The organism is Amycolatopsis thermalba (genome assembly GCF_003385215.1).
In the GTDB taxonomy this organism is placed as follows: domain Bacteria; phylum Actinomycetota; class Actinomycetes; order Mycobacteriales; family Pseudonocardiaceae; genus Amycolatopsis_E; species Amycolatopsis_E thermalba.
The window spans coordinates 17105-40865 of record NZ_PQHW01000049.1; the positions used below are offsets into that span (position 1 = coordinate 17105).

General features: G+C 73.8%; 21 protein-coding genes. 10 read left to right on the top strand and 11 right to left on the bottom strand.

Annotated features, from left to right (window positions below; all coding sequences use genetic code 11):
* The first annotated feature begins 7 nt into the window (after positions 1-7).
* The 4 genes from eda to D0D15_RS19910 all read left to right on the top strand — a co-directional run bounded on the left by eda (position 8) and on the right by D0D15_RS19910 (position 5274).
* Positions 8-631: a bifunctional 4-hydroxy-2-oxoglutarate aldolase/2-dehydro-3-deoxy-phosphogluconate aldolase gene (gene eda, locus D0D15_RS19895; RefSeq protein ID WP_115944648.1), complete on the top strand. Its 624-nt coding sequence runs from the start codon at positions 8-10 to the stop codon at positions 629-631.
* Positions 632-1307: 676 nt separating this feature from the next.
* Entirely contained in the window at positions 1308-2744 is a 1437-nt protein-coding gene (locus D0D15_RS19900) for a lipase maturation factor family protein (protein WP_094007478.1), read from the top strand.
* Between the two features lie 9 nt (positions 2745-2753).
* Complete coding sequence (locus tag D0D15_RS19905) at positions 2754-4271, top strand: aminotransferase-like domain-containing protein (protein WP_094007477.1); 1518 nt, start codon at positions 2754-2756, stop codon at positions 4269-4271.
* Entirely contained in the window at positions 4189-5274 is a 1086-nt protein-coding gene (locus tag D0D15_RS19910; protein WP_233157415.1) for a pyridoxal phosphate-dependent aminotransferase, read from the top strand. Before D0D15_RS19905 ends, D0D15_RS19910 begins: the two co-directional genes overlap by 83 nt.
* Positions 5275-5806: 532 nt before the next feature.
* On the opposite strand, the gene D0D15_RS19915 is transcribed toward D0D15_RS19910, so the two are convergent.
* The 3 genes from D0D15_RS19915 to D0D15_RS19925 all read right to left on the bottom strand — a co-directional run bounded on the left by D0D15_RS19915 (position 5807) and on the right by D0D15_RS19925 (position 7787).
* Positions 5807-6343, bottom strand: coding sequence for a regulatory protein RecX (locus D0D15_RS19915; RefSeq protein WP_094007475.1), 537 nt, complete (start codon positions 6341-6343; stop codon positions 5807-5809).
* Positions 6344-6346: 3 nt separating this feature from the next.
* A complete protein-coding gene (recA, locus tag D0D15_RS19920) occupies positions 6347-7387 on the bottom strand; it encodes a recombinase RecA (RefSeq protein WP_017983956.1) in 1041 nt (346 codons plus the stop codon).
* Positions 7388-7592: 205 nt separating this feature from the next.
* Complete coding sequence (locus D0D15_RS19925) at positions 7593-7787, bottom strand: DUF3046 domain-containing protein (RefSeq protein WP_094007474.1); 195 nt, start codon at positions 7785-7787, stop codon at positions 7593-7595.
* 42 nt (positions 7788-7829) lie between these two features.
* On the opposite strand from D0D15_RS19925, the gene D0D15_RS37585 reads away from it, so the two are divergent.
* The gene (locus D0D15_RS37585; protein WP_255407935.1) at positions 7830-7955 is read left to right on the top strand and encodes a hypothetical protein; all 126 of its coding nucleotides are present in this window, start codon (positions 7830-7832) and stop codon (positions 7953-7955) included.
* Here the strand turns inward: D0D15_RS37585 and D0D15_RS19930 are convergent, their stop codons facing one another.
* Positions 7956-9806 (bottom strand): Hsp70 family protein, encoded by a 1851-nt coding sequence (locus tag D0D15_RS19930; RefSeq protein WP_115944649.1) that lies wholly within the window; start codon positions 9804-9806, stop codon positions 7956-7958.
* Positions 9807-9918: 112 nt separating this feature from the next.
* Here D0D15_RS19930 and D0D15_RS19935 point away from each other — a divergent pair, with 112 nt between their 5' ends.
* Both D0D15_RS19935 and def read left to right on the top strand, forming a co-directional pair.
* Positions 9919-14538 carry an ATP-dependent helicase gene (locus D0D15_RS19935; protein ID WP_115944650.1) on the top strand — a complete coding sequence of 1540 codons (4620 nt, stop codon included), beginning with the start codon at positions 9919-9921 and terminating at the stop codon, positions 14536-14538.
* An 80-nt stretch (positions 14539-14618) separates the two neighbouring features.
* A complete protein-coding gene (gene def, locus D0D15_RS19940; protein ID WP_094007471.1) occupies positions 14619-15119 on the top strand; it encodes a peptide deformylase in 501 nt (166 codons plus the stop codon).
* 534 nt (positions 15120-15653) lie between these two features.
* Here def and D0D15_RS19945 read toward each other — a convergent pair.
* From D0D15_RS19945 to D0D15_RS19960, 4 genes are all read right to left on the bottom strand, one after another.
* Positions 15654-16670 carry a GNAT family N-acetyltransferase gene (locus tag D0D15_RS19945; RefSeq protein ID WP_233157420.1) on the bottom strand — a complete coding sequence of 339 codons (1017 nt, stop codon included), beginning with the start codon at positions 16668-16670 and terminating at the stop codon, positions 15654-15656.
* Positions 16671-16854: 184 nt separating this feature from the next.
* Positions 16855-17580 (bottom strand): VOC family protein, encoded by a 726-nt coding sequence (locus D0D15_RS19950; RefSeq protein ID WP_094007469.1) that lies wholly within the window; start codon positions 17578-17580, stop codon positions 16855-16857.
* Positions 17581-17620: 40 nt separating this feature from the next.
* Positions 17621-18385 (bottom strand): maleylpyruvate isomerase N-terminal domain-containing protein, encoded by a 765-nt coding sequence (locus D0D15_RS19955; protein WP_094007468.1) that lies wholly within the window; start codon positions 18383-18385, stop codon positions 17621-17623.
* Positions 18382-18894 carry an SAV_6107 family HEPN domain-containing protein gene (locus tag D0D15_RS19960; RefSeq protein ID WP_115944651.1) on the bottom strand — a complete coding sequence of 171 codons (513 nt, stop codon included), beginning with the start codon at positions 18892-18894 and terminating at the stop codon, positions 18382-18384. Before D0D15_RS19960 ends, D0D15_RS19955 begins: the two co-directional genes overlap by 4 nt.
* A gap of 396 nt (positions 18895-19290) precedes the next feature.
* Here D0D15_RS19960 and D0D15_RS19965 point away from each other — a divergent pair, with 396 nt between their 5' ends.
* A complete protein-coding gene (locus D0D15_RS19965) occupies positions 19291-19851 on the top strand; it encodes a copper resistance CopC family protein (protein ID WP_094007466.1) in 561 nt (186 codons plus the stop codon).
* Here D0D15_RS19965 and D0D15_RS19970 read toward each other — a convergent pair.
* Positions 19820-20722, bottom strand: coding sequence for a DUF2268 domain-containing putative Zn-dependent protease (locus tag D0D15_RS19970; RefSeq protein WP_094007465.1), 903 nt, complete (start codon positions 20720-20722; stop codon positions 19820-19822). The two genes, D0D15_RS19965 and D0D15_RS19970, sit on opposite strands and share 32 nt — an antisense overlap.
* A gap of 47 nt (positions 20723-20769) precedes the next feature.
* Positions 20770-21339, bottom strand: a complete 570-nt coding sequence (locus D0D15_RS19975; protein ID WP_094007570.1) for a DUF5134 domain-containing protein — start codon at positions 21337-21339, stop codon at positions 20770-20772.
* Between the two features lie 147 nt (positions 21340-21486).
* Here D0D15_RS19975 and D0D15_RS19980 point away from each other — a divergent pair, with 147 nt between their 5' ends.
* Together D0D15_RS19980 and D0D15_RS19985 are read left to right on the top strand one after the other, a co-directional pair.
* Positions 21487-21987, top strand: a complete 501-nt coding sequence (locus tag D0D15_RS19980; RefSeq protein ID WP_094007464.1) for a YbaK/EbsC family protein — start codon at positions 21487-21489, stop codon at positions 21985-21987.
* The gene (locus tag D0D15_RS19985; protein WP_094007463.1) at positions 21984-22553 is read left to right on the top strand and encodes a GNAT family N-acetyltransferase; all 570 of its coding nucleotides are present in this window, start codon (positions 21984-21986) and stop codon (positions 22551-22553) included. Before D0D15_RS19980 ends, D0D15_RS19985 begins: the two co-directional genes overlap by 4 nt.
* Here D0D15_RS19985 and D0D15_RS19990 read toward each other — a convergent pair.
* Positions 22538-23431: a DMT family transporter gene (locus D0D15_RS19990; RefSeq protein WP_094007462.1), complete on the bottom strand. Its 894-nt coding sequence runs from the start codon at positions 23429-23431 to the stop codon at positions 22538-22540. The genes D0D15_RS19985 and D0D15_RS19990 overlap by 16 nt on opposite strands.
* Between the last annotated feature and the right edge of the window lie 330 nt (positions 23432-23761).

Below are 23761 nucleotides of genomic sequence, written 5' to 3' on the forward strand. Positions count from 1 at the left end.
GAGAGACGTGAAGACAGGGCATGACGTGCTCGAGCTGTCGCCGGTGCTGCCGGTGGTCGTGGTGGACGACGCCGCGGACGCGGCGCCGCTGGCGAAGGCGCTGGTCGCGGGCGGGATCCGGGCGATCGAGCTGACGCTGCGCACGCCGGCCGGGCTGGCGGCGATCGAGCGCGTGGCGGCGGAGGTGCCGGACATCGTGGTCGGGGCGGGCACGGTGGTGACGCCGGAGCAGGCTCGCCAGGCGGCGGACGCGGGTTCGGCGTTCCTGGTGACGCCGGGCTGCACGGAGCGCCTGCTGGAGGCCGTGTCGGCGACGGGGTTGCCGTTCCTGCCCGGCGTGAGCACGGTCTCGGAGGCGATGCGCGTGGCCGAGCACGGGATCACGGCGCTGAAGTTCTTCCCGGCGGAGGCCAGCGGCGGGGTCGCGTACCTGAAGGCGCTGGCCGGGCCGCTGCCGCAGCTGCGGTTCTGCCCCACGGGCGGCATTTCCACGTCGAACGCGGGGTCCTACCTGGCACTGTCCACAGTGGGCTGCGTGGGCGGTTCCTGGCTGACACCCGCGGACGCCATCACGGCGGGCGACTTCGGGCGGGTCGAGCAGCTGGCCCGGGAGGCGGCCGCACTGCGCTGACCCGCGCCTGTCCCCGGGGTCCCGCCACCCGCGCTCGCAAAGCCGGGCAGCGGGGCCCCGGCACCGTGGCCCGGCCACCGCGCGCCGCAAGCCGGGCAGCGGGGCTCCGGCACCGCGCGGCGAGACCGCCACCCGGCGTCGGCAACCGCTGGCTGCCCCGTCCGGCGCACCGCGAGCCGTCACGCGCCGCCTCTCGCCGGCACGGTGCAATCGCCGCCGGCCCTCGGGCCGCACAGCCCAACCGTCGCCGCCGACGGAAACCGCACGGCCGCCACCAGCGGCATCGCGCCGCCACCCAAATCGGCACCGCACCGGCGCCTCCGGCGGCAGCCCACCGCCGCCACCGGCGGCAACCCACCGGCCCCACCAGCAGCCCACCGCAGCCAAGGCGACACCACACCGCCGCCGCCAGCGGCAACCCACCGGCCCCACCGGCAGCCCACCGCAGCCAAGGCGACACCACACCGCCGCCGCCAGCGGCAACCCACCGGCCCCACCGGCAGCCCACCGCGGCCAAGGCGGCACCACACCGCCGCCACCGGCGGCATCGCGCCGCCGCCACCGGCGCGACCTCCCCGGCCACGCCGCCCGGCTCCGGTTGGGGGTCCGGCCCTCCGGGTACTAGCCTCACGGCACTCGTCTCCGAAACCTCCGAAATCCCCCGAAGGAGATCGCCGTGGGATGGGAGTGGGCCGCCGATCCGGGATACTGGGCGGCGCGGCTGCTGTTTCAACGGGGGCTCGCCGCGATCTACCTCGTCGCCTTCCTCGCCGCGGCTCTGCAGTTCAAACCCCTGATCGGCGAGCGCGGCCTGCTGCCCGTGCCCCGGTTCACCCGGCGGGTGCCGTTCCGCCGCGCGCCCAGCCTCTTCCACTGGCGCTACTCGGACCGTCTGTTCGCGACCGTCGCCTGGGCCGGGGTCGTCATCTCGGCCGCGCTCCTGCTCGGGCTGTTCGACCACACCCCCGTGTGGGTGACCATGCTGGCGTGGCTGGTGCCGTGGCTGCTGTACCAGTCGATCGTCAACGTCGGCCAGATCTGGTACTCGTTCGGCTGGGAATCGCTGCTGCTCGAGGTCGGGTTCCTGGCGATCTTCCTCGGCCCGGCCGACACCGCGCCACCCGTGCTCGTGCTGTGGCTGCTGCGCTGGGTGCTCTTCCGGCTCGAATTCGGCGCCGGGCTGATCAAGATGCGCGGCGACGCGTGCTGGCGCGACCTGACCTGCCTGTACCACCACCACGAGACCCAGCCGATGCCCGGCCCGCTCAGCTGGTACTTCCACCACCTGCCCCAACCGCTGCACAAGGTCGAGGCCGCGGCCAGCCACTTCACCCAGCTCGTGGTGCCGTTCGCGCTGTTCGCGCCGCAACCGGCCGCGAGCGCGGCCGCGCTGCTGATGATCCTCACCCAGCTGTGGCTGGTCGCCAGCGGGAACTTCTCCTGGCTGAACTTCCTCGCGATCACCATCGCGGTGTCCGTTGTGGACAACATCCCGGTTCCGGTCCCGGAACTCGCCCGGCCGCCGGTGTGGCACCACGCGCTCGTGCTCGGCCTGACCGTGCTGGTCGTCGTGCTCAGCTACCGTCCCGCGCGGAACCTGGTGTCCCGCCGGCAGGTGATGAACACCAGCTTCGACCGGCTGCACCTGGTCAACACCTACGGCGCGTTCGGCAGCGTCACCAAGGTCCGGCACGAGATCGTCATCGAGGCGACGGACGATCCCGCGCCCGGCGCGGACACGGTGTGGCGCGAGTACGAGTTCAAGGGCAAGCCGGGCGACCCGCGACGGCGGCCACCGCAGTTCGCGCCCTACCACCTGCGGCTGGACTGGCTGATGTGGTTCGCCGCGCTGTCCACCCGCTTCGCCGAATCGTGGCTGCCCGGCCTGGCGGAGAAGCTGCTCACGGCCGACCCGGACACGCTCAAGCTGTTGCGGCGCGACCCGTTCGACGGCAAGCGGCCGGCCTGCCTGCGGGCGCGGCTCTACCGGTACCGCTTCACGACACCGCGCGAGCGCGGGGAGACTGGGGCGTGGTGGGTGCGCGAACCGCGGGGCCGGGTGCTGCCGACCACGAAGATCGGGCCGCACGGCGCGGTGGTCGCCGTCGACTGAGGAGGACGGATGCACGCCGGCAGGCTCGCGGAGCTGCTCGGACGGTGGTCGAGCGGGAGCGAAGCGCTCTACCTGAAGCTGGCCGCGCGGCTGGAGGCCCTGATCGAGCGCGGTGAGATCCCCGCGGACGGGCGGCTGCCGACCGAGCGGGCGCTGGCGGCGGAACTCGCGGTCAGCCGCAACACCGCGGTCGCCGCCTACGACGTGCTGCGCGACCACGGGGTGGTCGAGCGGCGGCGCGGCAGCGGCACGTTCGTGCGGCGGCCGCCGCGGCCCGGGCGCGGGGTGATCGCCGAGTTCAACCCGATGTTCCTGCACCTGCTCGATCCCGTGCCGGACCTGATCGACCTCACCTGCGCCGCGCCGCCCCAGCCCGCGTGCCTGCCGGAGGTCGTCGCCGAGGCCGCGCTCGGCGACTTCGGGATCGGCTACCACCCGTCCGGCCTTCCCGCGTTGCGGCAGGCGATCGCCGGCTTCTACGCGGCGCAGGGTCTGCCGACGGACCCCGGGCAGATCGTGGTGACCTCCGGCGCGCAGCAGGCGATTTCGCTGCTGACGCAGCTGTTCCTGCGCCCCGGCGACGCGGTGGTGGTCGAGGAGCTGACGTACCCGGGGGCGCTGGACGCGTTCCGCGGGAGCGGGGCACGCGTCCTCGGGGTGCCGCTGACCGCCGAGGGCGTGTCGGTGCCGGGACTGGCCGAGGTCGTCGCCGGGGCGAAGCTCGTGTACCTGGTGCCGGCGTTCCAGAACCCGACGGGCTCGGTGCTGCCGTCGCACGCGGCGCGGCGGGTGGTGGCGCTGTGCGAATCGCACGGGGTGCCGCTGGTCGACGACCAGGTCCTCGCCGACCTCACGCTGGACGGCCCGCGTCCCGCGCCGCTGGCCCGTCACGGCGGCGGGGTGATCAGCGTGGGCTCGCTGAGCAAGCTGATCTGGGGCGGGGTGCGGATCGGCTGGGTCCGGGCCGATCCACGGACGGCGGCCGACCTGGCGCGGCTGAAGGCGGTCGCCGACCTCGGGACGGACGTCGTCGCGCAGGCGGTCGGAGTCGCGCTGTTCGCGCGGCTCGACCGGTTGCGCACGGAACGGCAGTGCGAGCTGCGGGAGCGGCGGGACCAGGTGGTGCGGGACCTGCGTTCGGCGTTGCCGTCGTGGGAGTTCCGGACCCCGCCGGGCGGGCAGACGCTGTGGATCCGGCTGCCGGGGGTGGACTCGCGGCGGTTCGCGCAGTTCGCGTTGCGGTACGGCGTCGCGTTGCTGGAGGGCACCTCGCTGGCCGCGCACGAGTCCAGCAGCGAGCACATCAGGGTGCCGTTCACGCTGCCGCGAGAGGCGCTGTCCGAGGCGGTGCGGCGGTTGCGGCGGGCGTGGGAGAACTATCCGGGAGCCAATGGGGGCGAATTGGCTCTGTCGGGCGCGGCCGCGGCGGGCGATGGTGATGGGCATGCGACGTTTCCCGCCGAGCGCGATGACGAGCCTGCTGGACGAGACTCCCCGGTACCACCTGGGCGAGAGCACCTGCGGTGACCTGACGGTCGCCGACGTGGTCGACGTGGGCCGGCTGGCGAAGTTCCCGCTCGGCTACGGCACGTCCGCCGGCGACGAGGAACTGCGGACGCTGCTCGCCGCGCGGCTCGGGGTGGCCGCGGACGAGGTGCTGATCACGACGGGTGCGGGGACGGCGTTGTTCCTCGTCGGGCTGCTGACCGAGGGCGAGGTCGTGGTGGTGCAGCCGGGGTACCCGCCGATGGCCGGGCTGGCGCAGGGGCTCGCGGAGCGGGTGCGGACGGTGCGGCTGCGGTTCGAGGACGGGTACCGGCTGGATGTGGCGGCGCTGCGGGCGGCGCTGACGCCGCGGACGCGGCTGGTGATGCTGGCGACGCCGCAGAACCCGGCCGGCGTGGCGCTCACGCGGGACGAGATCGACGCGGTGCTGTCGGCGACGGCCGAGGTGTGCCCGGAAGCGATGGTGCTGGTCGACGAGACGTACCGGGAGGCGGCGTACGCGGAGATCGAGTCGTTCGCGACGGTGTCCCCGCGGGTGATCACGTCCGGGTCGTTCTCGAAGGCCCACGGGGCGCCCGGGTTGCGGATCGGATGGCTGACCGTGCGGGACGCCGCCTGGTACGAGGAGCTGCGCCGGGCGAAGTTCACGAGTGCCGTGGCGTGCGGCACGCTGGACGAGTTCCTGGCGCTGGAGTTGTTGCGGCGCGCGGACGAGGTGCTGGCCGGGAAGCGGGACCGGATGCGGGCCGGGCTCGCCGCGGTGTCGGACTGGGTCGCGGAGCAGGGCAGCCGGGTGTCCTGGATCCGCCCGGACGCGGGAGCTTTCTGTTGCGTGCGCGTGAATTCCGGCGCCGGAGAGTTCTACGAGCGGCTGGCGGCGGCCGGGGTGGCCATCGCCCCGGGAGACTGGTTCGGCGACGACCCGGCCATCTTCCGGCTCGGCTTCGCCCACGAACCGATCGAACGACTGCACGAGGCACTCGACCTGATGAGCGAGGCGCTACAGGCTTCAGGCGTTTCGTAGGAACCACGTGGTCGCCCTCGCGGAGCGGTCTAGGCCATGTCGCCCGTGGGTGAGGGGACCAGCGGTGCGTGCGTGAGGTCGTCGGTTCGTGCGGCCACGAGATGCGCTTCTCGCAGGCTGGAGTGGCCGCGCGGGGGAGGTAGGAGACGGAACTTTCTGGGGCCGAGGCCGGCGCGGGCGTGCACCGCGCCGGGCCGCCTTCCGGCGGGGAGAGGAAAACGCAGGCCGGGCGACGCCGTCATGGCGCGGGGCGCTCGCCTGGAGGCGCTGAGGCTCCCGGCGCAGTCCCACGAAAAGCCCATCGCAGGAAACCAGCGATGGGCTCAGCCGCACCAGGCCAGCTCGGCACCGCACCCACGGCCGACCGGCGCCAGAAGACACGAAGCTCATCCGATCTTGCCCATCCCCACAAAAACGGATCGGACGCCCAGCCCGCACGCGACTGAGCCCACCGCAAGAAACCTGCGATGGGCTCAGGCACGCCAGGCCGGCTCGGCGCCGCACCCACGGCCGGGCGCGACGACGCGAAAGCTCAGTCCAGGGTCGCGTCGTCCAGGGGGGTTGTTTCGGCGCCGGCTTTGTGGAGTTCGTCGCGCACCACGGTGTACGCCAGGCCCTGCGGGTAGCCCTTGCGGGCGAGCGTGCCGAGCAGGCGGCGCGTCGCGGTTTGTTCGTCCAGCGTCGTCATCGAGCGGAGGCGTTTGCGCACCAGCTCGCGTGCCCGCTGCTCCTCCGACTCGCGGTCGATCTCGCCCGCCGCCTGGGCGGCCACCTCAGCGTCGACGCCCTTGCGCTTCAGCTCGGCGACCAGCGCGGTGCGCGCCAGGCCCTGGTAGGCGTGGCGCGACCGCACCCACTGCTCGGCGAACGCGGCGTCGTCGATCAGGCCGGCGTCGTCCAGCTTGCCGAGCAGCTGCTCGCGGATCTCGTCGTCGAAACCCTTGCGCCGCAACGCCTGCCGCAGCTCGTCCTTGGTGCGGGCGCGGACGGCCAGGAGGTCGAAGCAGACCTCCTTGGCCTTCTTCCACGCCTCGTCCCGGGACAGCTCCTTCGGGTCGAACCTGGGCATCGATCAGAAGTCGACCGGAGCGGGCTCGGCCGCCTCGGCGTCGACCTGCGGCCCGATGCCCAGCTTCTCCTTGATGCGCTTCTCGATCTCGTTGGCGATGTCCGGGTTGTCACGCAGGAACTTCCGCGCGTTCTCCTTGCCCTGGCCGAGCTGGTCGCCCTCGTAGGTGTACCAGGCGCCGGACTTGCGCAGGATGCCCTGGTCGACACCCATGTCGATCAGCGAGCCCTCGCGGGACACGCCGACGCCGTACAGGATGTCGAACTCGGCCTGCTTGAACGGCGGCGCGACCTTGTTCTTCACGACCTTGACGCGCGTGCGGTTACCGACCGCCTCGCCGCTGTCCTTGAGCGTCTCGATGCGGCGCACGTCGAGCCGGACGGAGGCGTAGAACTTCAGCGCCTTGCCACCGGTGGTGGTCTCCGGCGAGCCGAACATGACGCCGACCTTCTCGCGCAGCTGGTTGATGAAGATCGCGGTGGTGCCGGAGTTGGACAGCGCACCGGTGATCTTCCGCAGCGCCTGGCTCATCAGCCGGGCCTGCAGACCGACGTGCGAGTCACCCATCTCGCCCTCGATCTCGGCGCGCGGCACCAGCGCGGCCACCGAGTCGATGACCAGGATGTCCAGCGCGCCGGAGCGGATCAGCATGTCCGCGATCTCCAGCGCCTGCTCACCGGTGTCCGGCTGGGACACCAGCAGCGCGTCGGTGTCCACGCCGAGCGCCTTGGCGTACTCCGGGTCGAGCGCGTGCTCGGCGTCGATGAACGCCGCGATCCCGCCCGCCTTCTGGGCGTTGGCCACCGCGTGCAGGGCGACGGTCGTCTTACCGGAGGACTCCGGGCCGTAGATCTCGATGACGCGGCCGCGCGGGAGCCCGCCGATGCCCAGTGCGATGTCGAGGGCGATGGCGCCGGTCGGGATCACGCCGATGGGCGGGCGGGTCTCCTCGCCCAGCCGCATGACGGAACCCTTGCCGTACTGCTTGTCGATCTGGGCCAGGGCGAGCTCGAGCGCCTTGTCCTTGTCGGGTGCTGCTGGCATGGAAATCCACCTCGTCGTCAGAGCCTGTGGGGCTGGTATTCGGGTTTGTGTTCGCTGTGGGCCCGAGACTACGGGCGGGGTCCGACAATTCCGGGCGCCGAGACGAGGCTGTGGATCGTTGACCCCGATGTGGACAACACAATAGCCGAACACGTGTTCGAGGCAAGAGCGACACACCCGGCCGCGTGGATTTTCCGGGAAGAGGTCAGCGGCGCTCCGGCGGCACGTCGAACTCGGCGCACACCGCCCGCCAGATCTCCTTCGCCGGGGTCCCCTCGGCCAGCGCCTGCTCGACGGTGCGGCCGCCCAGGCCGCTGAAGACGTGGTCCTTCGCCAGGATCTCCGCCCGGCCGGACCCGAACTCGTCGGCCATCAGCTGGCGGAACACGGTGATGCGCATCGAACCCAGGGTAGCGACCGGCGGGCCGGGTACCGTGACGGCATGACCTCCGCGCAGGAGATGCCGTCCTGGGGTCCGACCGTGATGGCGGTGGCCTCGGCCGCCGTGCTGATCGCCGCGCTCGTCGTGGCCCTGCGTGCGCTGTGGAACATGCGGAACCGGAGGTAGCTACTCCCCCGGCTGCACGTGCTGCTCGAAGTAGGTGGCCAGGTCACCGGCCGACAGCGGCGTCTGCCCGGTGCCCGCCTTCTGGTAGATCACGCCGGCCAGCGGGCGGTCGGCGACCGTGAACACCAGCACCGCCGCGGTCCGCGCGGAGGCCGCCGAGTAGCTGCCGTCCAGGCCGTTGCCCTTCCACGCGGCCCGCACCTGGTTGCCGCCGACCGCGCCGAGCAGCCGGTCGGTGTACTCCTTCACCTTGGCCGCCGACACGCCGTGCAGGTAGGTGACCTGCGCCCCGGCCAGCGCGGGCGCCGAGCAGGTGGTCAGCACGCCGATGTCGGCGTTCTCCGGCGGCGCGATGTCCCCGGCGCCCGCGCCCGGGGCGCACTGGCCGTCGGCGACGGTCCCGGCCAGCTGGCGCAGGCAGCCGGTGAAGCCCTCCGGATCGGCGGGGCCGGGCTGCCGGCACTCGGCGGCGCTGAACGTGGTCGCCGACGAGCTGGACGAGGGCCAGAACAGGTAGGTGGCGCCGGCGGCCAGCAGCACCGCCACCGCGCCGGCGATGCCGGCGATGAGCTTCTTCCGGTCCTTCTTCGGCGGCGCGGCCGGGGGCAGGCTCGGGAAGTTCGACGGCGCCGGCTGGAACCCGGCCCGCGGGTACGGCGAAGCGCCCGGGTAACCGCCCGGCGGGGTGCCCGGCACGGTGGCGACCGGCGGCGGCGGGAACCCCGGCGGCGTCCCGGTGGCCGCGACCTGCCCCTCGACGTTCTGGGTGCGCATGCTGATGCCGTCGCGGGCCACGTGGTGCGCGCCCAGCGCGACCGCGGTCTCCGGCTGGTCCAGGCTGGTGGGCACGATGCCGAGCTTCTCCGCGATCATCGACCCGACCAGCGGCAGCCGGCTCGACCCGCCGACCAGGTAGATGCCGGCCAGCCGGTCCGGGGACAGCCCGGCCGCGGCGACCGTGCGGCCCAGCAGCTCGACGCTGCGCAGCAGCGCCGGGCGGACCAGCGCCTCCAGCTCGCCGCGCGTCACCAGGACGTCGCTGAACGGCTCGGGCATCGGCACCTCGGTCTGCGGCAGCCGGGACAGCGCCTCCTTCGCGGCCTTGACGTCCTCCTGCAGCGCGCGCCGGGTGCGCCGGTCGGCGGTGGACTCCGGGCGCAGCAGCCGCTGCCACCGCTGCGGGTCCGAGTGCGAGACCTCGCGGCCGACGTGCACCATCAGCGCCTGGTCGACGTCGAGGCCGCCGAGGTCGGGCAGGCCGTCCTCGGCCAGCACGGTGAACCCGTTCTGCGTGGCGCCGACGACGGCGACGTCGAAGGTGCCCGCGCCCAGGTCGTAGACCGCGAGCGCCTGGCCGGGCGCGGCCGCGCGGCCGGGGAAGGACGCGAAGTGCGCGGCCGCGGCGACCGGCTCGGGCACGAGCAGCAGCGGGCCGGTCAGGCCGGCCAGCCGGGCCGCGGACAGCAGCACGTTGCGCCGGGTCGGGCCCCACTGCGCCGGGTGGGTGAGGCGGACCTCGTCGGGCAGGTCGCCGCCGAGCTGGCGGGTGGTCTCGTCGAGCACGCGGCGCAGCACCGCGGCCAGCGCCTCGTTGACCGGCACGACGTCCTGGCCGAGCAGCAGCGTCTGCTCGTCGACGCGGCGCTTGGGGTTGGGCTCGAAGCGGGTGGGGTCCAGGCGGGCCCGGCGCTCGGCGTCCCGGCCGACGACGAGGGTGCCGCCCTCCTCGGCGAACACGGCCGAGGGCATGGTGGCGGAGCCGTCCACCTCGACCACGCGCGGCGGCCGCCCGTGCGCGGACAGCACCGCCACGGTGTTGGACGTACCGAGATCCACCGACAGGATGCGCACAGCTCTTCCCCTCACGATCCACCCAGGCCAGGACGTGATGCTGCCACGCGGCCCGGGACCACGCGTGCGGCACCCGCGAGAAATTGTCGTACCCCCCGGTCATGATGGATGCGTGACCGACGTGCTCGAGCTGTTCTCGCCCGCCACCCGCGACTGGTTCGCGGGTGCCTTCGCCGCGCCCACGCAGGCGCAGGAGGGCGCGTGGCGGGCGGCGCAGGCGGGCGAGCACGCGCTGGTCGTGGCGCCGACCGGCTCGGGCAAGACGCTGGCCGCGTTCCTGTGGGCGCTGGACCGGCTGGCGGTCGAACCACCGGCCGCCGACGCCCAGCACCGCTGCCGGGTGCTCTACGTGTCGCCGCTGAAGGCGCTGGCGGTGGACGTGCAGCGCAACCTGCGGGCGCCGCTGGCCGGCATCCGGCAGGCCAGTCACCGGCTCGGGCGCACGCCGCCGGACATCACGGTGGGCATGCGCACCGGCGACACCTCACCGGCCGAGCGGCGGGCGTTCCTGAAGACCCCGCCGGACATCCTGGTGACCACGCCGGAGTCGCTGTTCCTCATCCTCACCTCGTCGGCGCGCGAGTCGCTGCGGGGCGTGGAGACGGTGATCCTGGATGAAGTGCACGCGGTGGCCGGCGGCAAGCGCGGCGCGCACCTGGCGCTGTCGCTGGAGCGGCTGGACGCGTTGCTGCCGAAGCCGGCGCAGCGGATCGGCCTGTCCGCGACGGTGCGCCCGATCGACGAGGTCGGCTCGTTCCTCACCGGCGGCCGTCCGGTGCGGGTGGTGCAGCCGAAGACGGCGAAGACGATCGAGGTGCGGGTCGAGGTCCCGGTCGAGGACATGGCGAACCTGGACGCGCCGGCGCCGGGCCCGCCGGAGCGGCTGGACGCGATGCTGCCCGCCGACGACGGCCCGCCGGACGAGCCCGCGGCGGTGCGCAGGCCGTCGATCTGGCCGTCGGTCGAGCAGCGGGTGCTGGAGCTGATCCGGCAGCACCGGTCCACCATCGTGTTCGCCAACTCGCGGCGGCTGGCCGAGCGGATGACGGCGCGGCTCAACGAGCTGGCCGCGGAGCAGACGGAGCTGTCGGCCGAGCAGCGGTTCCCGGCCGAGGCCATCGGCGAGTCCGGGCTCACCACGGGCGCCGAGGCGACGGTGGCGAAGGCGCACCACGGTTCGATGTCGCGCGAGCAGCGGACGCGCGTCGAGGAGGAGCTGAAGTCCGGGCTGCTGCCGTGCGTGGTCGCCACGTCGTCGCTGGAGCTGGGCATCGACATGGGCGCGGTCGACCTGGTCGTGCAGATCGAGGCGCCGCCGACGGTCGCGTCCGGGCTGCAGCGCGTCGGCCGGGCCGGGCACCACGTGGGCGCGGTGTCCACGGGGGTGATGTTCCCGAAGTTCCGGGGTGACCTGGTGTCGTGCGCGGTGGTGTCGGAGCGCATGACGGCGGGGGCGATCGAGGCGGTGCGCTACCCGCGCAACCCGCTCGACGTGCTGGCGCAGCACATCGTGTCGATGGTGGCGCTGGAGCCGTGGTCGGTGGAGGACCTGGCCGCCACGGTCCGCCGGGCCGCGCCGTTCACCGCGCTGCCGGACGACGCGTTGCTGGCGGTGCTGGACATGCTGGCCGGCCGGTATCCGAGCGAGGAGTTCGGCGAGCTGCGCCCGCGCATCACGTGGGACCGGGTGACGGGCGAGCTGCGCGGGCGGCCGGGGTCGCAGCGGCTCGCGGTCACCTCCGGCGGCACGATCCCCGACCGCGGGCTGTTCACGGTGATGACGCCGGGCGGCGACGGCAGCCCGGGCTCGCGGGTGGGCGAGCTCGACGAGGAGATGGTCTACGAGTCGCGGGTGGGCGACACGATCCTGCTGGGCACGTCGTCGTGGCGGATCACCGACATCACCCACGACCGGGTCATCGTGGTGCCGGCGCCGGGCGAGCCGGCGCGGATGCCGTTCTGGAAGGGCGACGCGCCGGGCCGGCCGCTCGAACTCGGCCGCGCGCTGGGCGCGTTCGTCCGCGAACTGTCCGGTTCGGACGACGAGAAGGCGCGCGAGCGGGCCCGTCAGGCGGGTCTGGACGAGCTGGCGTGCGACAACCTGCTGACGTACCTGGCCGAGCAGCGCTCGGCGACGCGGCACGTGCCCAACGACCGCACGATCCTGCTCGAACGCTTCCGCGACGAGCTGGGCGACTGGCGGGTGGTGCTGCACTCGCCGTTCGGCGCGCAGGTCAACGCGCCCTGGGCGCTGGCGATCGCGGCGCGGCTGCGGGAACAGCGCGGGGTGGACGCGCAGGTGATGCACTCCGACGACGGGATCGTGCTGCGCCTGCCGGAGGCGCTGGACAGCGAGGGCGCCGAGGTCACGATCGGCACCGACGACGTGCTGATCGAGCCGGAGGAGGTCGAGCAGATCATCGTCGCCGAGGTCGGCGGCTCGGCGCTGTTCGCCGCGCGGTTCCGGGAGTGCGCGGCGCGGTCGCTGCTGCTGCCGCGGCGCGATCCGCGGCGGCGCACGCCGCTGTGGCAGCAGCGCCAGCGGGCCTCGCAGCTGTTGTCGGTGGCCGCGAAGTACGAGCGGTTCCCGGTGGTGCTGGAGGCGATGCGCGAGTGCCTGCAGGACGTCTACGACGTGGGCGGGCTGCGCGAGCTGATGGCCGACGTGCGGGCGCGGCGGGTGAAGGTCGCGGAGGTGGAGACGCCGTCGCCGTCGCCGTTCGCGCGCAGCCTGATGTTCGGCTACGTCGGCATGTTCCTGTACGAGACGGACGCGCCGCTGGCCGAGCGCCGGGCGGCGGCGCTGTCGCTGGACTCCACGCTGCTCGCGGAACTGCTGGGCACCGAGGCGATCCGGGAGCTGCTCGACGCCGAGGTGGTCGACGAGGTCGAGCGGTCGTTGCAGCGGCTGGAGCCGGACCGGCACGCGCGCAACGCCGAGGAGACCGCGGACCTGCTGCGGTTCCTGGGTGATCTGTCCGACGCGGAGGCCGCCGCCCGGGGCGTGCGGCCGGAGTGGCTCGACGAACTGGTCGCGCAGCGGCGGGTGATCCGCGTGCGGATCGCGGGTGAGGACCGGAACCTGTCCATCGAGGACGCCGGCCGGGTACGGGACGCGCTCGGGGTGGCGCTGCCGATCGGCGTGCCGGAGGCGTTCACCGAACCGGTCGCCGATCCGCTCGGGGATCTGCTGGCCCGGTACGCCCGCGTGCGCGGACCGTTCTCCGCGCACCAGGCCGCGGACCGGTTCGGGCTCGGGCCCGCCGTGGTGACGGGCGTGCTCGACCGGCTCACCGCCGAGGGCCGCCTGGTGCGCGGCGAGCTGCGGCCGGTGGGGCACCCGGAGACCTCCGGGGCGGGCACCGAGTACTGCGACGCGGCGGTGCTGCGGCGGTTGCGGCGGGCGTCGCTGGCGCGGCTGCGGGCCGAGGTCGAGCCCGTGGAGCCCGCGGCGCTGGGCCGGTTCCTGCCGTCCTGGCACGGCATCGGGGCGCGGATGCGGGCCGCGCCGAGCGTCGACGACGTGTTGTCGGTGGTCGAGCAGCTCGCGGGCGCGCCGCTGCCGGCGAGCGCGCTGGAGTCGCTGATCCTGCCGAGCCGCCTGCCCGGGTACTACCCGGCGCTGATGGACGAGCTGATGACCGCGGGCGAGGTCGTGTGGTGCGGTGCCGGGGCGCTGGCCGGTGGCGACGGGTGGGTGTCGCTGGCGCCCGCGGACGTGGCCGACCTGCTGCTGCCCGAGGCCGACGAGGAGGCGCCGACCAGCCCGTTGCACGAGGCGATCCGCTCCGCGCTGGAGGGCGGCGCGTTGTTCTTCCGGCAGCTGGTCGACCGGGTGACGCCGCTGCTGGACAGCGCGCCGAACGACGCGGACGTGGTGGGCGCGCTGTGGGACCTGGTGTGGGCCGGCTCGGTCACCGGCGACACGCTGGCCCCGCTGCGGGCGCTGGTGTCGGGCAAGGGCGCGGCGCACAAACCGCGCCAGGCGGCGCCGCGCAGCCGGTACGGGCGCATGCGCGCGGGCCGTCCGGCGATGCCGTCGCGCACCGGGCCGCCGACGGTGGCGGGGCGGTGGGCGCTGGCGCCGCTGCGTGAGTCCGACCCGACGCGGCGCACGCACGCGCGGACGGAGGCGTTCCTGGAGCGGCACGGTGTGCTGACGCGGGGCGCGCTGGAGACCGAGCGGGTCACCGGCGGGTTCTCCGGGATCTACAAGGTGCTGCGGGCGATGGAGGACTCGGGGCAGGTGATCCGCGGCTACGTCGTGGAGGGCCTGGGTGCCGCGCAGTTCGCGGCACGCGGTGCGGTGGACCGGCTGCGGGCGTTGTCCGATCCGGGCGGGTCCCGGCGGCCGGACGCCATGACCGACGCGGTGGTGCTCGCGGCGACGGACCCGGCCCAGCCGTACGGCGCGGCGCTGTCCTGGCCGGACGCGCTGGGTGACACCAAGCACCGTCCGGCGCGCAAGGCCGGGGCGCTGGTGGTGCTGGTCAACGGGGTGCCGGCGCTGTACGTCGAACGGGGCGGGCGGTCGCTGCTGTCGTTCACCGAGGACGAGCCGACGCTGAAGGCCGCCGCGCACGCCCTGTCCCGCGCGGTGCGGGAGGGCTGGCTGGGGCAGCTGGCCGTCCAGCGCGCCGACGGCGAGCAGGCGCTCACCTCGGCGCTGGCCGACGTGCTCCGGGACGCCGGGTTCCGCGCGACGCCGAAGGGACTGCGACTACGAGCCTGAGATCACTCGACCCTCCGTTGGCTCACTCCGGGCGAACACGATTTACTTTTCGTGACCCGATCGAGTGAGAGGACGACCTGATGGCGTTGCGGGAGCTGCGGTACTTCGGCGACCCGGTGCTCAAGACGGTCTGCGAGCCCGTGACCAAGTTCGACAAGGGGGTCGAGCAGCTGGTGACCGACCTGCTCGACACGGTGCGGCCGGCCGGGCGCGCCGGGCTGGCGGCGCCGCAGATCGGGGTGAGCCTGCGGGTGTTCAGCTACGAGGTGGACAACCTGTTCGGGTACGTGATCAACCCGGAGATCGTCGAGCTGTCCGAGGAGACGCACGAGATCAACGAGGGCTGCCTGTCCGTGCCGGAGCTGTGGTTCCCGACCCGCCGGGCGAAGCGCGCGGTCGTGAAGGGGGTCGACCTGCGCAACGAGCCGGTCACCGTGGAGGGCGAGGGCGTGCTGGCGCAGTGCCTCCAGCACGAAACCGACCACCTCGACGGAACGCTCTACCTGGACCGGCTGGAGAAGGACCGGAAGCGGGAGGCGCTGAAGCAGGCGCGGGACAAGGACTGGTTCTGGAGCCGCTGACGCCACCCCGGCCCCGGCGGAGCCGAGCCGACGCAGCACCGCGGCCTGGCCACCACCCCGGCAAGGCCCGAACCGACGCGGCATCAGCAGCCACGCTGCGGCCACCACCCCGGCAAGGCCCGCACCGACGGGGCATCAGCAGCCACGCCGGGGCCACCACCCCGGCGAAGCCGAGCGACCCGGCACCACGGCCATGACCGGCGGGGCGGAGCCCAGCTGCGCCAGCAGCCATACCCCGGCGCCGACCCCGGCGAAGTCGCGCTGACACAGCACCAGCGACCCTGCCCCGGAGGGGCAGTGGCCACCCCGGCTCCCGTACGCAACGGTCGGCCGCCGCCGGTGGTGCGTCTCGGCGCCTTGTGCCGTGGAGCGCCGCACAGCGTTTCCCGCCATGGGCGACGCTTGAGTGCCGCTTGTGCGGGCGCGGCAGGGCGGCCGAAGCGCCGTGCCCACCAGAGGAGCTGGGGCGACCACCACACCCGCTGCCCCGTAGCTCGGTCCACCACAGCGGCAACCGCACCACGCGCGAGTCCGCTACACCTCACCCAGCACGCGGGCCCCCGCCGCCGCCAGGCCGATCCGCAGCAACCCCTCCTCCTCCGGGGGCTCCGGCGCCAGCCCCGCCCGCTGGGCGGTGCGGTAGATCCCGTCCCGGCCCGGCAGTGACACCGCCACCAGGCGCCGGCATCCCCGCGCCGTGGCGATTTCCGCCAGGCGCTTCATCAGCGCGGTGCCCACGCCGTTGCCTTGCCAGCCGTCCTCGACCAGCAGCGAGACCTCGGCGATCTCGCCCGTCGCGCCCGGGATGAGCTGTCCCACGCCGACCACCTCGCGTCCGCACACCGCCAGCAGGCTCAGGCCCCGCGGCGGCACCAGCAGGCGGTGCAGCCATCGGCGCGGCATCGTGCGCATCCCGGTGTGGTAGCGCGCGAAGAGCGTCGTCATCGAGCACCGGGCGTGCATCGCGGACACCGCCTCCGCGTCGCCGGGCTTGCCTTCGCGCAGCACGATCGCCGCGCCATCCGCGCAGGTCAGCGCCAGCGGGCTGGTCACGTTGCGCCGGGCGCGGTCCAGCAGCCCCAGCAACGCCTCCGCGCGGGCCAGTTCCAGCTGCACGAACGGCGCCCACCGCCGCCGCGCCACCAGCGCCGTCTCCCCGTCCACCGCGAACACCACGCGATGACCGCCCTCGACGCGGGCCGGGTTCGCCTCGGCCAGCGGGACGACCGTGACCAGGTCCGCGGCCAGCACCTCGCGCAGCACCTCGGCCCGGCGGGACGGATCGTCGACCGCCCGGCCGGCCGCGGTGAGCGTCGCGGCGGAGGCGTCCACCAGCTCACGCACGTCGGCGTCCGTGATGGACGCGCACTCGCAGCCCTCGGCCCCGATCGCCGTGACCAGCTGCTCCTTGGTCAGCCCCGTCGCGGGCCGGATCACCACCTCGTCGAGCACGCCGCCGGGCACCGGCAGCACGGTCAGGCCGAGGATGTTGCACTCCAGGTCGGCCATCCGGATGGCGATGCGCGCCAGCATGCCCGGGTGGTCGTCCATCCGGATGCGGACGCGCCAGATCACCGAGCCGTCCGCCTCGGCGATCACCGGCCGCGGCACCGTCTGCGCTCTTCGCGTGCGAATCTCCATCGGGTAACGATCGCGCGCGGTTGTTGCCGTCCGTGGGCGCGGGTGTTTCGCCCTTGTCAGGGTGCCGCGCCGGAAGGCAACGGCGCCGAAACACTCAGCGCGGCGACAACACGCAGAACTCGTTGCCCTCGGGATCGGCCAGGACCTCCCAGGTGACCTCGCCCTGCCCGAGGTCGATCCGCCGCGCGCCGAGCCCGCACAACCGGTCCGCTTCGACGGCCGTGTCGCCGTCCGCGAACGGGGCCACGTCCAGGTGCAGCCGGTTCTTGTGGTCCTTGGGCTCGTCGCTGCGCAGGAACTCCAGCCACGGCCCGCGCCCGGTCGGCGCGCGCAGCCCGACGATCTCCGGCTCCTGGCTGGCGATCCGCCACCCGGTGGCCTCCGCCCAGAACCCCGCCAGCGCCAGCGGATCCCGGGCGTCCACGACGACCGCCGCGACGGCCTCCGTCGTGGTGTAGCCGGGCCGCGGTTCGAGCACACAGAACTCGTTGCCCTCCGGGTCGGCCAGCACCACCCAGGGCACCTCGCCCTGCCCGATGTCGATCCGCCGCGCGCCCAGGGCCAGCGCCCGGTCCACCTTCGCCGCCTGGTCCTCCGGTGAGGCGCTGGGCAGGTCCAGGTGCACCCGGTTCTTCACCGCCGGGTCCTTCGCCTCGGGGACCGTGACGAAGACGAGGTCGATGCCGTCCGCGGGCGCCTCGACGTCGACCTCCTCGTCGTCTTCGAAGGTGATCGGCCAGCCCAGCAGTTCCGACCAGAACTCCGCCAGCTGCCTGCGCCGGTTCGCGTCGATCACGAGACTGTCCAGTCGCGTCGCCATGACGGCGACGATATCCGGCAACGCTTCCCCACGCCCGGATTTATTTCGTCGCCAGCCGCAGCAACGCCCAGAACTGGCCGATCGGATCGTCGCTGCGCTCCCAGGTCACCGATCCGTGCCCGAGCCGGCCCCACAGCCACTGGTAGACCGCCATCGGCGAGCCGGTGACGATCCCGTCGGCCCGTTCGGCGTCGGCGTCGGAACAGCGCCACGCGACCGTCTCGCCGGGCCCGGCGCGGGCGATCCAGTTGTGGCCGCCGGTGCGGATGGCGACCGTCCCGGTGGACGTGCCGGACAGCCCGAGCATCGGCAGCCGCTGCCCGAACCACAGCGCCAGGACCTCGTCCACGCCGTCGATGGCCACGTCGTCGCCGACCTCGGCCACGATCACGTCCGCGGCGTTCTGGACGTCGATCCGGTGCACGGTGGTCTCGTGCGCCATGCGGCGGCACCAGAACCCGTATGTGCGGTCCGCCGGCCACCAGCTGGCCGCGTACTCGGCCGGATCGTGCGAGGTCAGCTCGCGGTGCAGCGCCGCGAGCCCCTCCCGCAGGTACTCCTCGCCGCTCTGGCCGTCCGCCGGGTTCTCCTGCCAGACCCGGGGGCGCCTGCCCTCGGTCATCCAGCCGGTGGCGACCCGGTAGACGCCGCCGACGTGCCGGACCACCTCGCCGATCGTGAGACCGGGCGTGGTGGGCACCGGCGTGTCCGGCGCCGCTTCCCGCGCCGTCGCGGTGAGCAGCTCGGCCTCGGCGCCCAGTACGTCCAGCAGGCGGTCGTGGCCGACGAGTGCTTGCCCGCTCATCGCCGCCGGGGTGCCTTCCCCAGGGCAGGCGGCGCGTCGCACTGCCGCGCCCGGCCCGGCCTGGTCACCGGCTCCCGCCCGTGCACGAGGTCGCGAGCCAGCTCGACGAACGACGCGGCCTGGCGCAGCAACTCCTCCGCCCGTTCGGCGGTGACGCGACGGGTGTTGCCGGCCTGGGCTTCGGCGCGGGCGGCCGAGTGCGCGGCGAAGTACGCCGTCCAGTCGGTCAGCTCGGGTGCCGCCGTCTCGAGCAGCACCCACACGCTGGCCGGGCGGGCCCGGCCGCGGTGCGGACGGCCGCGCGCGGCGAGCACCGCGGCGCCCGCGCGGAGCGCGGCCAGGTAGGCCGCGATGAACTTGGGTGCCGGCTGGGCGGCGTGCCGGGCTTCGGCGATGCCCCGCCGGGCGTCGGCGAGCAGGGCCGTGGCGGCGGGCGCCGCCGGCGGACGGACCGGTAGCGGCAGCGCCGGCTGCCTCTCCTCGGCGTGGGATGCGACGGCAATGGACATTGCCCCTCCCTTGCGGACAACGTGCGGTGGCGGCCACCCGGTGCCGAAACGCTTCCCCCGTTCCGGCACCGGGTGGCCTGACCGGCGAGCGCTCACCGGATGTCGAACTCTTGTTCGATCGACTTCCAGAGTAGCTTCGAACACCTGTTCGTTCAAGTCCTCGAATGACGTGGTGTGCCGCACTCGACCGCGTTCGATCACACGATCGGGGAATGCCGAATCTCCGCCGGAACCGCACCGGGTGACGCGGCGACCTGCAGGACGTCACGCCGGGCCGGTCCGCCCCCAGCCCACCTGCCCGGTGTCACTCGCCCCGGCGGCAGAACTTTTCCGCGGCTCCGGACGACCTTGACCCGGGGGCCTCCCCACACCCGATTCCCCACGGAAGGTGCGTCCATGCTGCTGCGGCGTCTGTCCGTCCTGGCCGGTGCGCTGATCACCGCTCTCCTGGTCGCCGCGCCGGCCGCGCTGGCCCACACCACGTTGCAGAGCAGCGACCCGGCCGAAGGCGCGGCGCTGTCCGCCGCGCCGAGCCAGGTGAGCCTCAAGTTCGGCGGCTCGTTCACCCTGCCCGCCGAGCCGATCCGGATCACCGGCCCCGAAGGTGCGCAGTGGACGGTCGGCCCGGCGACGGTGACCGACCGGACCCTCACCGCGCCGGTCCAGCCGTCCGGTCCGGCCGGGGCCTACGTGCTCACCTGGTCGATCGTCGCGGCCGACGGCGACCCGATCACCGGCCGGATCAACTTCTCGCTCACCGCGCCGGCCACCACACCGTCGCCCTCGGCGGCACCGTCGTCGGCGCCGGTTCCCCCGGCGACCCAGGCCCCGCAGGCCGCCGAGCCGTCCGGCGGCGGGTTCCCGGTGTGGGCCTGGGTCGTCATCGCGGTGGTCGTGGCCGCCGCCATAGCCGGCACCGTCGCGGTCATCGTCCGGGGGCGGCGCTCCGCGAGCTGAGGGCGGTGTCGATGACCTCCCGGCTGTCCGCCAGCAGTGCCTGCGCCGCGGTGCGTCCCGTCGCGGCCAGGTACGCGTCGACCAGCCGGTTGCCGACGGCGTAACCGGCGCCGGTGGGCAGCCCGACCGGGGTGGCGCCGTACCGGATCGCGTGGGCGTCGCCGTGCACCCACGCGGTGAAGTTCTGCATCCCGGTCACCTCCAGGCCGGACACGACCTTGTCGAACACCGCGTCGTCGTGCAGGTGCGGCACGCCGACGCGGGCGTAGCCGAGCTCGTCGCCGTACAGCTGGCGCGCGAACGCGTCCGCCAGCCCCTCGGACACCACCTGCTCCCCCACCGTGACCGTCGCCGGGTTCCACACGACACCGCCGCGGGAGTAACGGAGGTTGTGGTTCAGCTCGTGGACCGCCGTCGCCTCCAGCCGCGCCAGGTTCTCCGGGTACGGCCAGAAGTTCAGGAAGATGTAGCCGGACACGCTGCCGTTGGCCGTCATGCCCAGGCTCGGGCCCAGGAAGTGCTCGTCCCCGGGATCGCCGAGAACGATGAGCACGGTGAGGTCGGGCACCGTGATGTCCGGGGTCGCGTCCAGCTGCACGGCGACCGCGTCGTGCAGCGCCCGCTCGATCCGGCCCCACGCGTCGGCCTCGCGCAACGCCTCCAGCGCCTCCAGGCACCGGTCCTCGTCGCGGTCGATCGGGAAGCCCGAGCCCATGCGGTGCATGGCGACGAGGTCGACCTCGCCCGGGAAGTAGCGGTACATGCCCGCCGCGGGCCGCAGCATCGCGTCGAGCAGCGCGGGCCGCTCCACTCGCGGGGCGCGCAGGATCCGCCGCATGGCGGGGTAGGTGTCCAGAACCGTGATCGTCATACGCGGGACGCTAAAGTCTCCCGCCACCGGAGACTCAAACCGATTTCCTACAGCATCGGCACGAGCATCGCCGCCATGCCGGCACCCATCACCGCCCGGGTGGCTCCGGCCCCGCCGCGGATCACGCGCCAGCCGGACACGGCGGTGTCGGCGGCGAAGTAGACCACCAGGCCGGCCATCACGGCGGGCGGCAGGAACCCGGCGGACGCGGCGGAGTGCCCGCCGTGGTCACCGCTCGTCGCGGGCGCGCCGTCCATGGCGCTGACCATCGCGAGCATCGCGACCGCGCCCAGCAGGTGGTGCGTCGCCGCCGAACGCCACCGGGGCACGCCGGGCGCGGCGCGGAACAACGTCGCCGCGAACCAGGCCGCCATCGCCACGAACACGACCTGCCACGCGAGCGCCGGAACCGAATTGCCCCACGGCACGGACATCAGCGCCATCGCCACGGCCATCACCGCGTGCGCGAGCGCGGATTCCCGGTCACCGGTCACCCCGTCGCGGCAGGCCGCCCACGACCGGGCGCCGGGCGCGAGCACCTGGGCCAGTGCGCCGATCGCGAGCACCGTGAACAGGCCGGCCAGCGACCAGCCGAGCCACGCCGGGGAGGAGAACATCGGCACACGATATCGTTGGCGGGCAAGGAAAAGCAGGTTCGCCGGGTGGGCGTGAAAAGACCCACGCCCGGGAACTCCGGGCCCGTCGCGGACGACTGACCGGGGATACGCGTCGCCGCCCGTCGCGGCGCGTGATCTCATATCGGTATGAGCAGCCTGGACCATCCGGCGGTCGCCAAGGTCGCTGCCGCGCTCGCCGAGGCGGGCAGGCACGACGCCGCTGCCGGCATCCGCATCCTGCCGGCCGAGGTGCGCACGGCCGCGCAGGCCGCCGAGGCCCTCGGAGTCGAGGTGGGCGCGATCGCGAACAGCCTCGTCTTCCGCGCGGTGTTCGCCGACCGGACCGCCCCGCTGCTGTCGCTGACCTCGGGCGCCCACCGCGCCAACACCGCAACCCTGGCCGCGCTGATCGGCGCCGAGTCGGTCGAGAAGGCGGATCCGGCGTTCGTGCGGGAGCACACCGGTCAGGCCATCGGCGGCGTCGCCCCGCTCGGGCACCCGGCGCCGGTGCTCACCCTCGTCGACACCGCGTTGCGGGCCTACGACACCGTGTGGGCGGCGGCCGGGCACGCGAAGTCGGTCTTCCCGACCACGTTCGCCGACCTCGTGGCCGTGACCGGCGGACAGCCCGCGGACGTGGCGTCATGACCACGTCCCTGCACTACGCGCGGCTGTCCGCCGACGACTTCCGCGCCCGGTTGCGGGAGGCGCTGGCGATCTACGTCGAGGCGATGCGCTACCCGCCGGGCACGGCCGAGCAGCGCGCCCCGATGTGGCTGACGCACGCGCTGCGCGAGGGCTGGCGCTGCATCGCCGCGCTCGACGCCGAGGGCACGATGCTCGGCATCGCCTACGGCTACCGGGGCGCGCCCGGCCAGTGGTGGCACGAGCAGGTGCGGCGCGGGCTGACCTCGGCCGGCGGCGAGCAGCTCGCGCAGCGTTGGCTGGCCGACTACTTCGAGCTGACCGAGATCCACGTCCGTCCCGCGAGCCAGGCCCGCGGGATCGGTGAGGACCTGCTGCGCCGCCTGCTCGACGGCGTGCCCAACCGGCACGTGCTGCTGTCGACGCCGGAGGGGCCGAGCCGGGCGTGGAAACTGTACCGGCGCATGGGGTTCGTCGACGCGCTGCGCGACTACCACTTCGCCGGTGATCCACGCCCGTTCGCCATCCTCGGCCGCACCCTGCCCCTGGAGCCTCAGGACCGCAGGTAACCGACCAGCAGTCCGGCGGCCAGCAGCCCGGCGCCGCACCAGCCCTGGATGCCGAGGTCCTCGTGCAGGACGACGGCGGACAGGATCGCCGCGGTGAGCGGTTCCAGCAGCGTCGCCAGCGCGGCGATCACCGGCCGCGCGGCACCGAGGACGCGGAAGTACAGCACGTAGCCGAGCCCGGTGGGCACGACGCCGAAGTACACCGCGACCGCCAGCACGTCGAGCCGCAGCGGCAGCGCCATCCCGAGGACCAGCCCGGCGGGCAGCAGCAGCAAGCCGCCGGTGAGCAGGCCGAACGCGGTGGTGCGCTGGTAGTCCAGGCCCGCGACGGGACGGCGCAGTGCCAGGGCCAGCACGCTGAACCCGGCGCCGGCGGCCAGCGCGAACGCCACGCCGCCGAGCAGCCGCCAGCCGCCCTGCCCGGGCGTGGCGGACAGCAGCGCCAGCCCGGCCAGCCCGAGGGCGACCGACACCAGGGTCAGCGGACCGGGCAGCTGCCGGGCCCGCACGGCCGTGGCGGCGGTGACGAACACCGGCACGCTGCCGATGGTCACCATGGTCGCGATGCCGACCGAGGTCAGCGTGACCGCCGCGAAGTAGGAGGCCTGGAACGAGCCGAGGAGCCCGCCGGCCAGGGCGATCCGGCGGACCACCGGCTTGGTCCAGACCATTCCGCGCAGGTTCCGGGTGACCCACAGGAACAGCACGAGCGCGGCGCCGCCGATCAGCAACCGGTACGTGGCAACGGAAATCGGGGACAGGCCACCGCGGGTGGCGAGCAGGGACCCGGACAGGCCACCGGTGCCCCACAGCACCCCGGCGACCAGCAAGGTGAACGACGAACGAGCGCGCACGGGCGCGTCGACGGAAACGGACATGAAGGATTCGCTCCAGCGTCTGATGTGGACAGTGCCGCGGACGCGGGGCGATGCGGCACCACGGAACCCGTGGTGCTTGGTGAAGCCGCAAGTGTGCGGCGTGCAGCGACCGCCCCGCTAGGCCGGGGGCGGCGGCGTGACCAGGAAGACCCGGTGCATCAGCACATCCTTCAGTCGTTGTTCATAAGCGGCGGAGCCGCTTGCGGTGGGCTGTCAACCGGCACCGCCGCGGGTTCTGAGGTGGCTCCTCGCGAGGACAGCGCCGACGTGGTGAATGGGCATTCATGAGGAGGCGATCCCACAGCGAGGTGCCGCCTCAGGTTCTGCTAC

Coding starts and splice junctions, on each gene's coding strand:
- D0D15_RS19905 (WP_094007477.1), top strand. CDS start 2,754: ATGCACGCCGGCAGGCTCGCGGAGCTGCTCGGACGGTGGTCGAGCGGG.
- D0D15_RS19910 (WP_233157415.1), top strand. CDS start 4,189: ATGCGACGTTTCCCGCCGAGCGCGATGACGAGCCTGCTGGACGAGACT.
- D0D15_RS19915 (WP_094007475.1), bottom strand. CDS start 6,343: ATGCCCAGGTTCGACCCGAAGGAGCTGTCCCGGGACGAGGCGTGGAAG.
- recA (WP_017983956.1), bottom strand. CDS start 7,387: ATGCCAGCAGCACCCGACAAGGACAAGGCGCTCGAGCTCGCCCTGGCC.
- D0D15_RS19925 (WP_094007474.1), bottom strand. CDS start 7,787: ATGCGCATCACCGTGTTCCGCCAGCTGATGGCCGACGAGTTCGGGTCC.
- D0D15_RS37585 (WP_255407935.1), top strand. CDS start 7,830: ATGACCTCCGCGCAGGAGATGCCGTCCTGGGGTCCGACCGTGATGGCG.
- def (WP_094007471.1), top strand. CDS start 14,619: ATGGCGTTGCGGGAGCTGCGGTACTTCGGCGACCCGGTGCTCAAGACG.
- D0D15_RS19945 (WP_233157420.1), bottom strand. CDS start 16,670: ATGGACGACCACCCGGGCATGCTGGCGCGCATCGCCATCCGGATGGCC.
- D0D15_RS19950 (WP_094007469.1), bottom strand. CDS start 17,580: ATGGCGACGCGACTGGACAGTCTCGTGATCGACGCGAACCGGCGCAGG.
- D0D15_RS19955 (WP_094007468.1), bottom strand. CDS start 18,385: ATGAGCGGGCAAGCACTCGTCGGCCACGACCGCCTGCTGGACGTACTG.
- D0D15_RS19960 (WP_115944651.1), bottom strand. CDS start 18,894: ATGTCCATTGCCGTCGCATCCCACGCCGAGGAGAGGCAGCCGGCGCTG.
- D0D15_RS19965 (WP_094007466.1), top strand. CDS start 19,291: ATGCTGCTGCGGCGTCTGTCCGTCCTGGCCGGTGCGCTGATCACCGCT.
- D0D15_RS19970 (WP_094007465.1), bottom strand. CDS start 20,722: ATGACGATCACGGTTCTGGACACCTACCCCGCCATGCGGCGGATCCTG.
- D0D15_RS19975 (WP_094007570.1), bottom strand. CDS start 21,339: ATGTTCTCCTCCCCGGCGTGGCTCGGCTGGTCGCTGGCCGGCCTGTTC.
- D0D15_RS19980 (WP_094007464.1), top strand. CDS start 21,487: ATGAGCAGCCTGGACCATCCGGCGGTCGCCAAGGTCGCTGCCGCGCTC.
- D0D15_RS19985 (WP_094007463.1), top strand. CDS start 21,984: ATGACCACGTCCCTGCACTACGCGCGGCTGTCCGCCGACGACTTCCGC.
- D0D15_RS19990 (WP_094007462.1), bottom strand. CDS start 23,431: ATGTCCGTTTCCGTCGACGCGCCCGTGCGCGCTCGTTCGTCGTTCACC.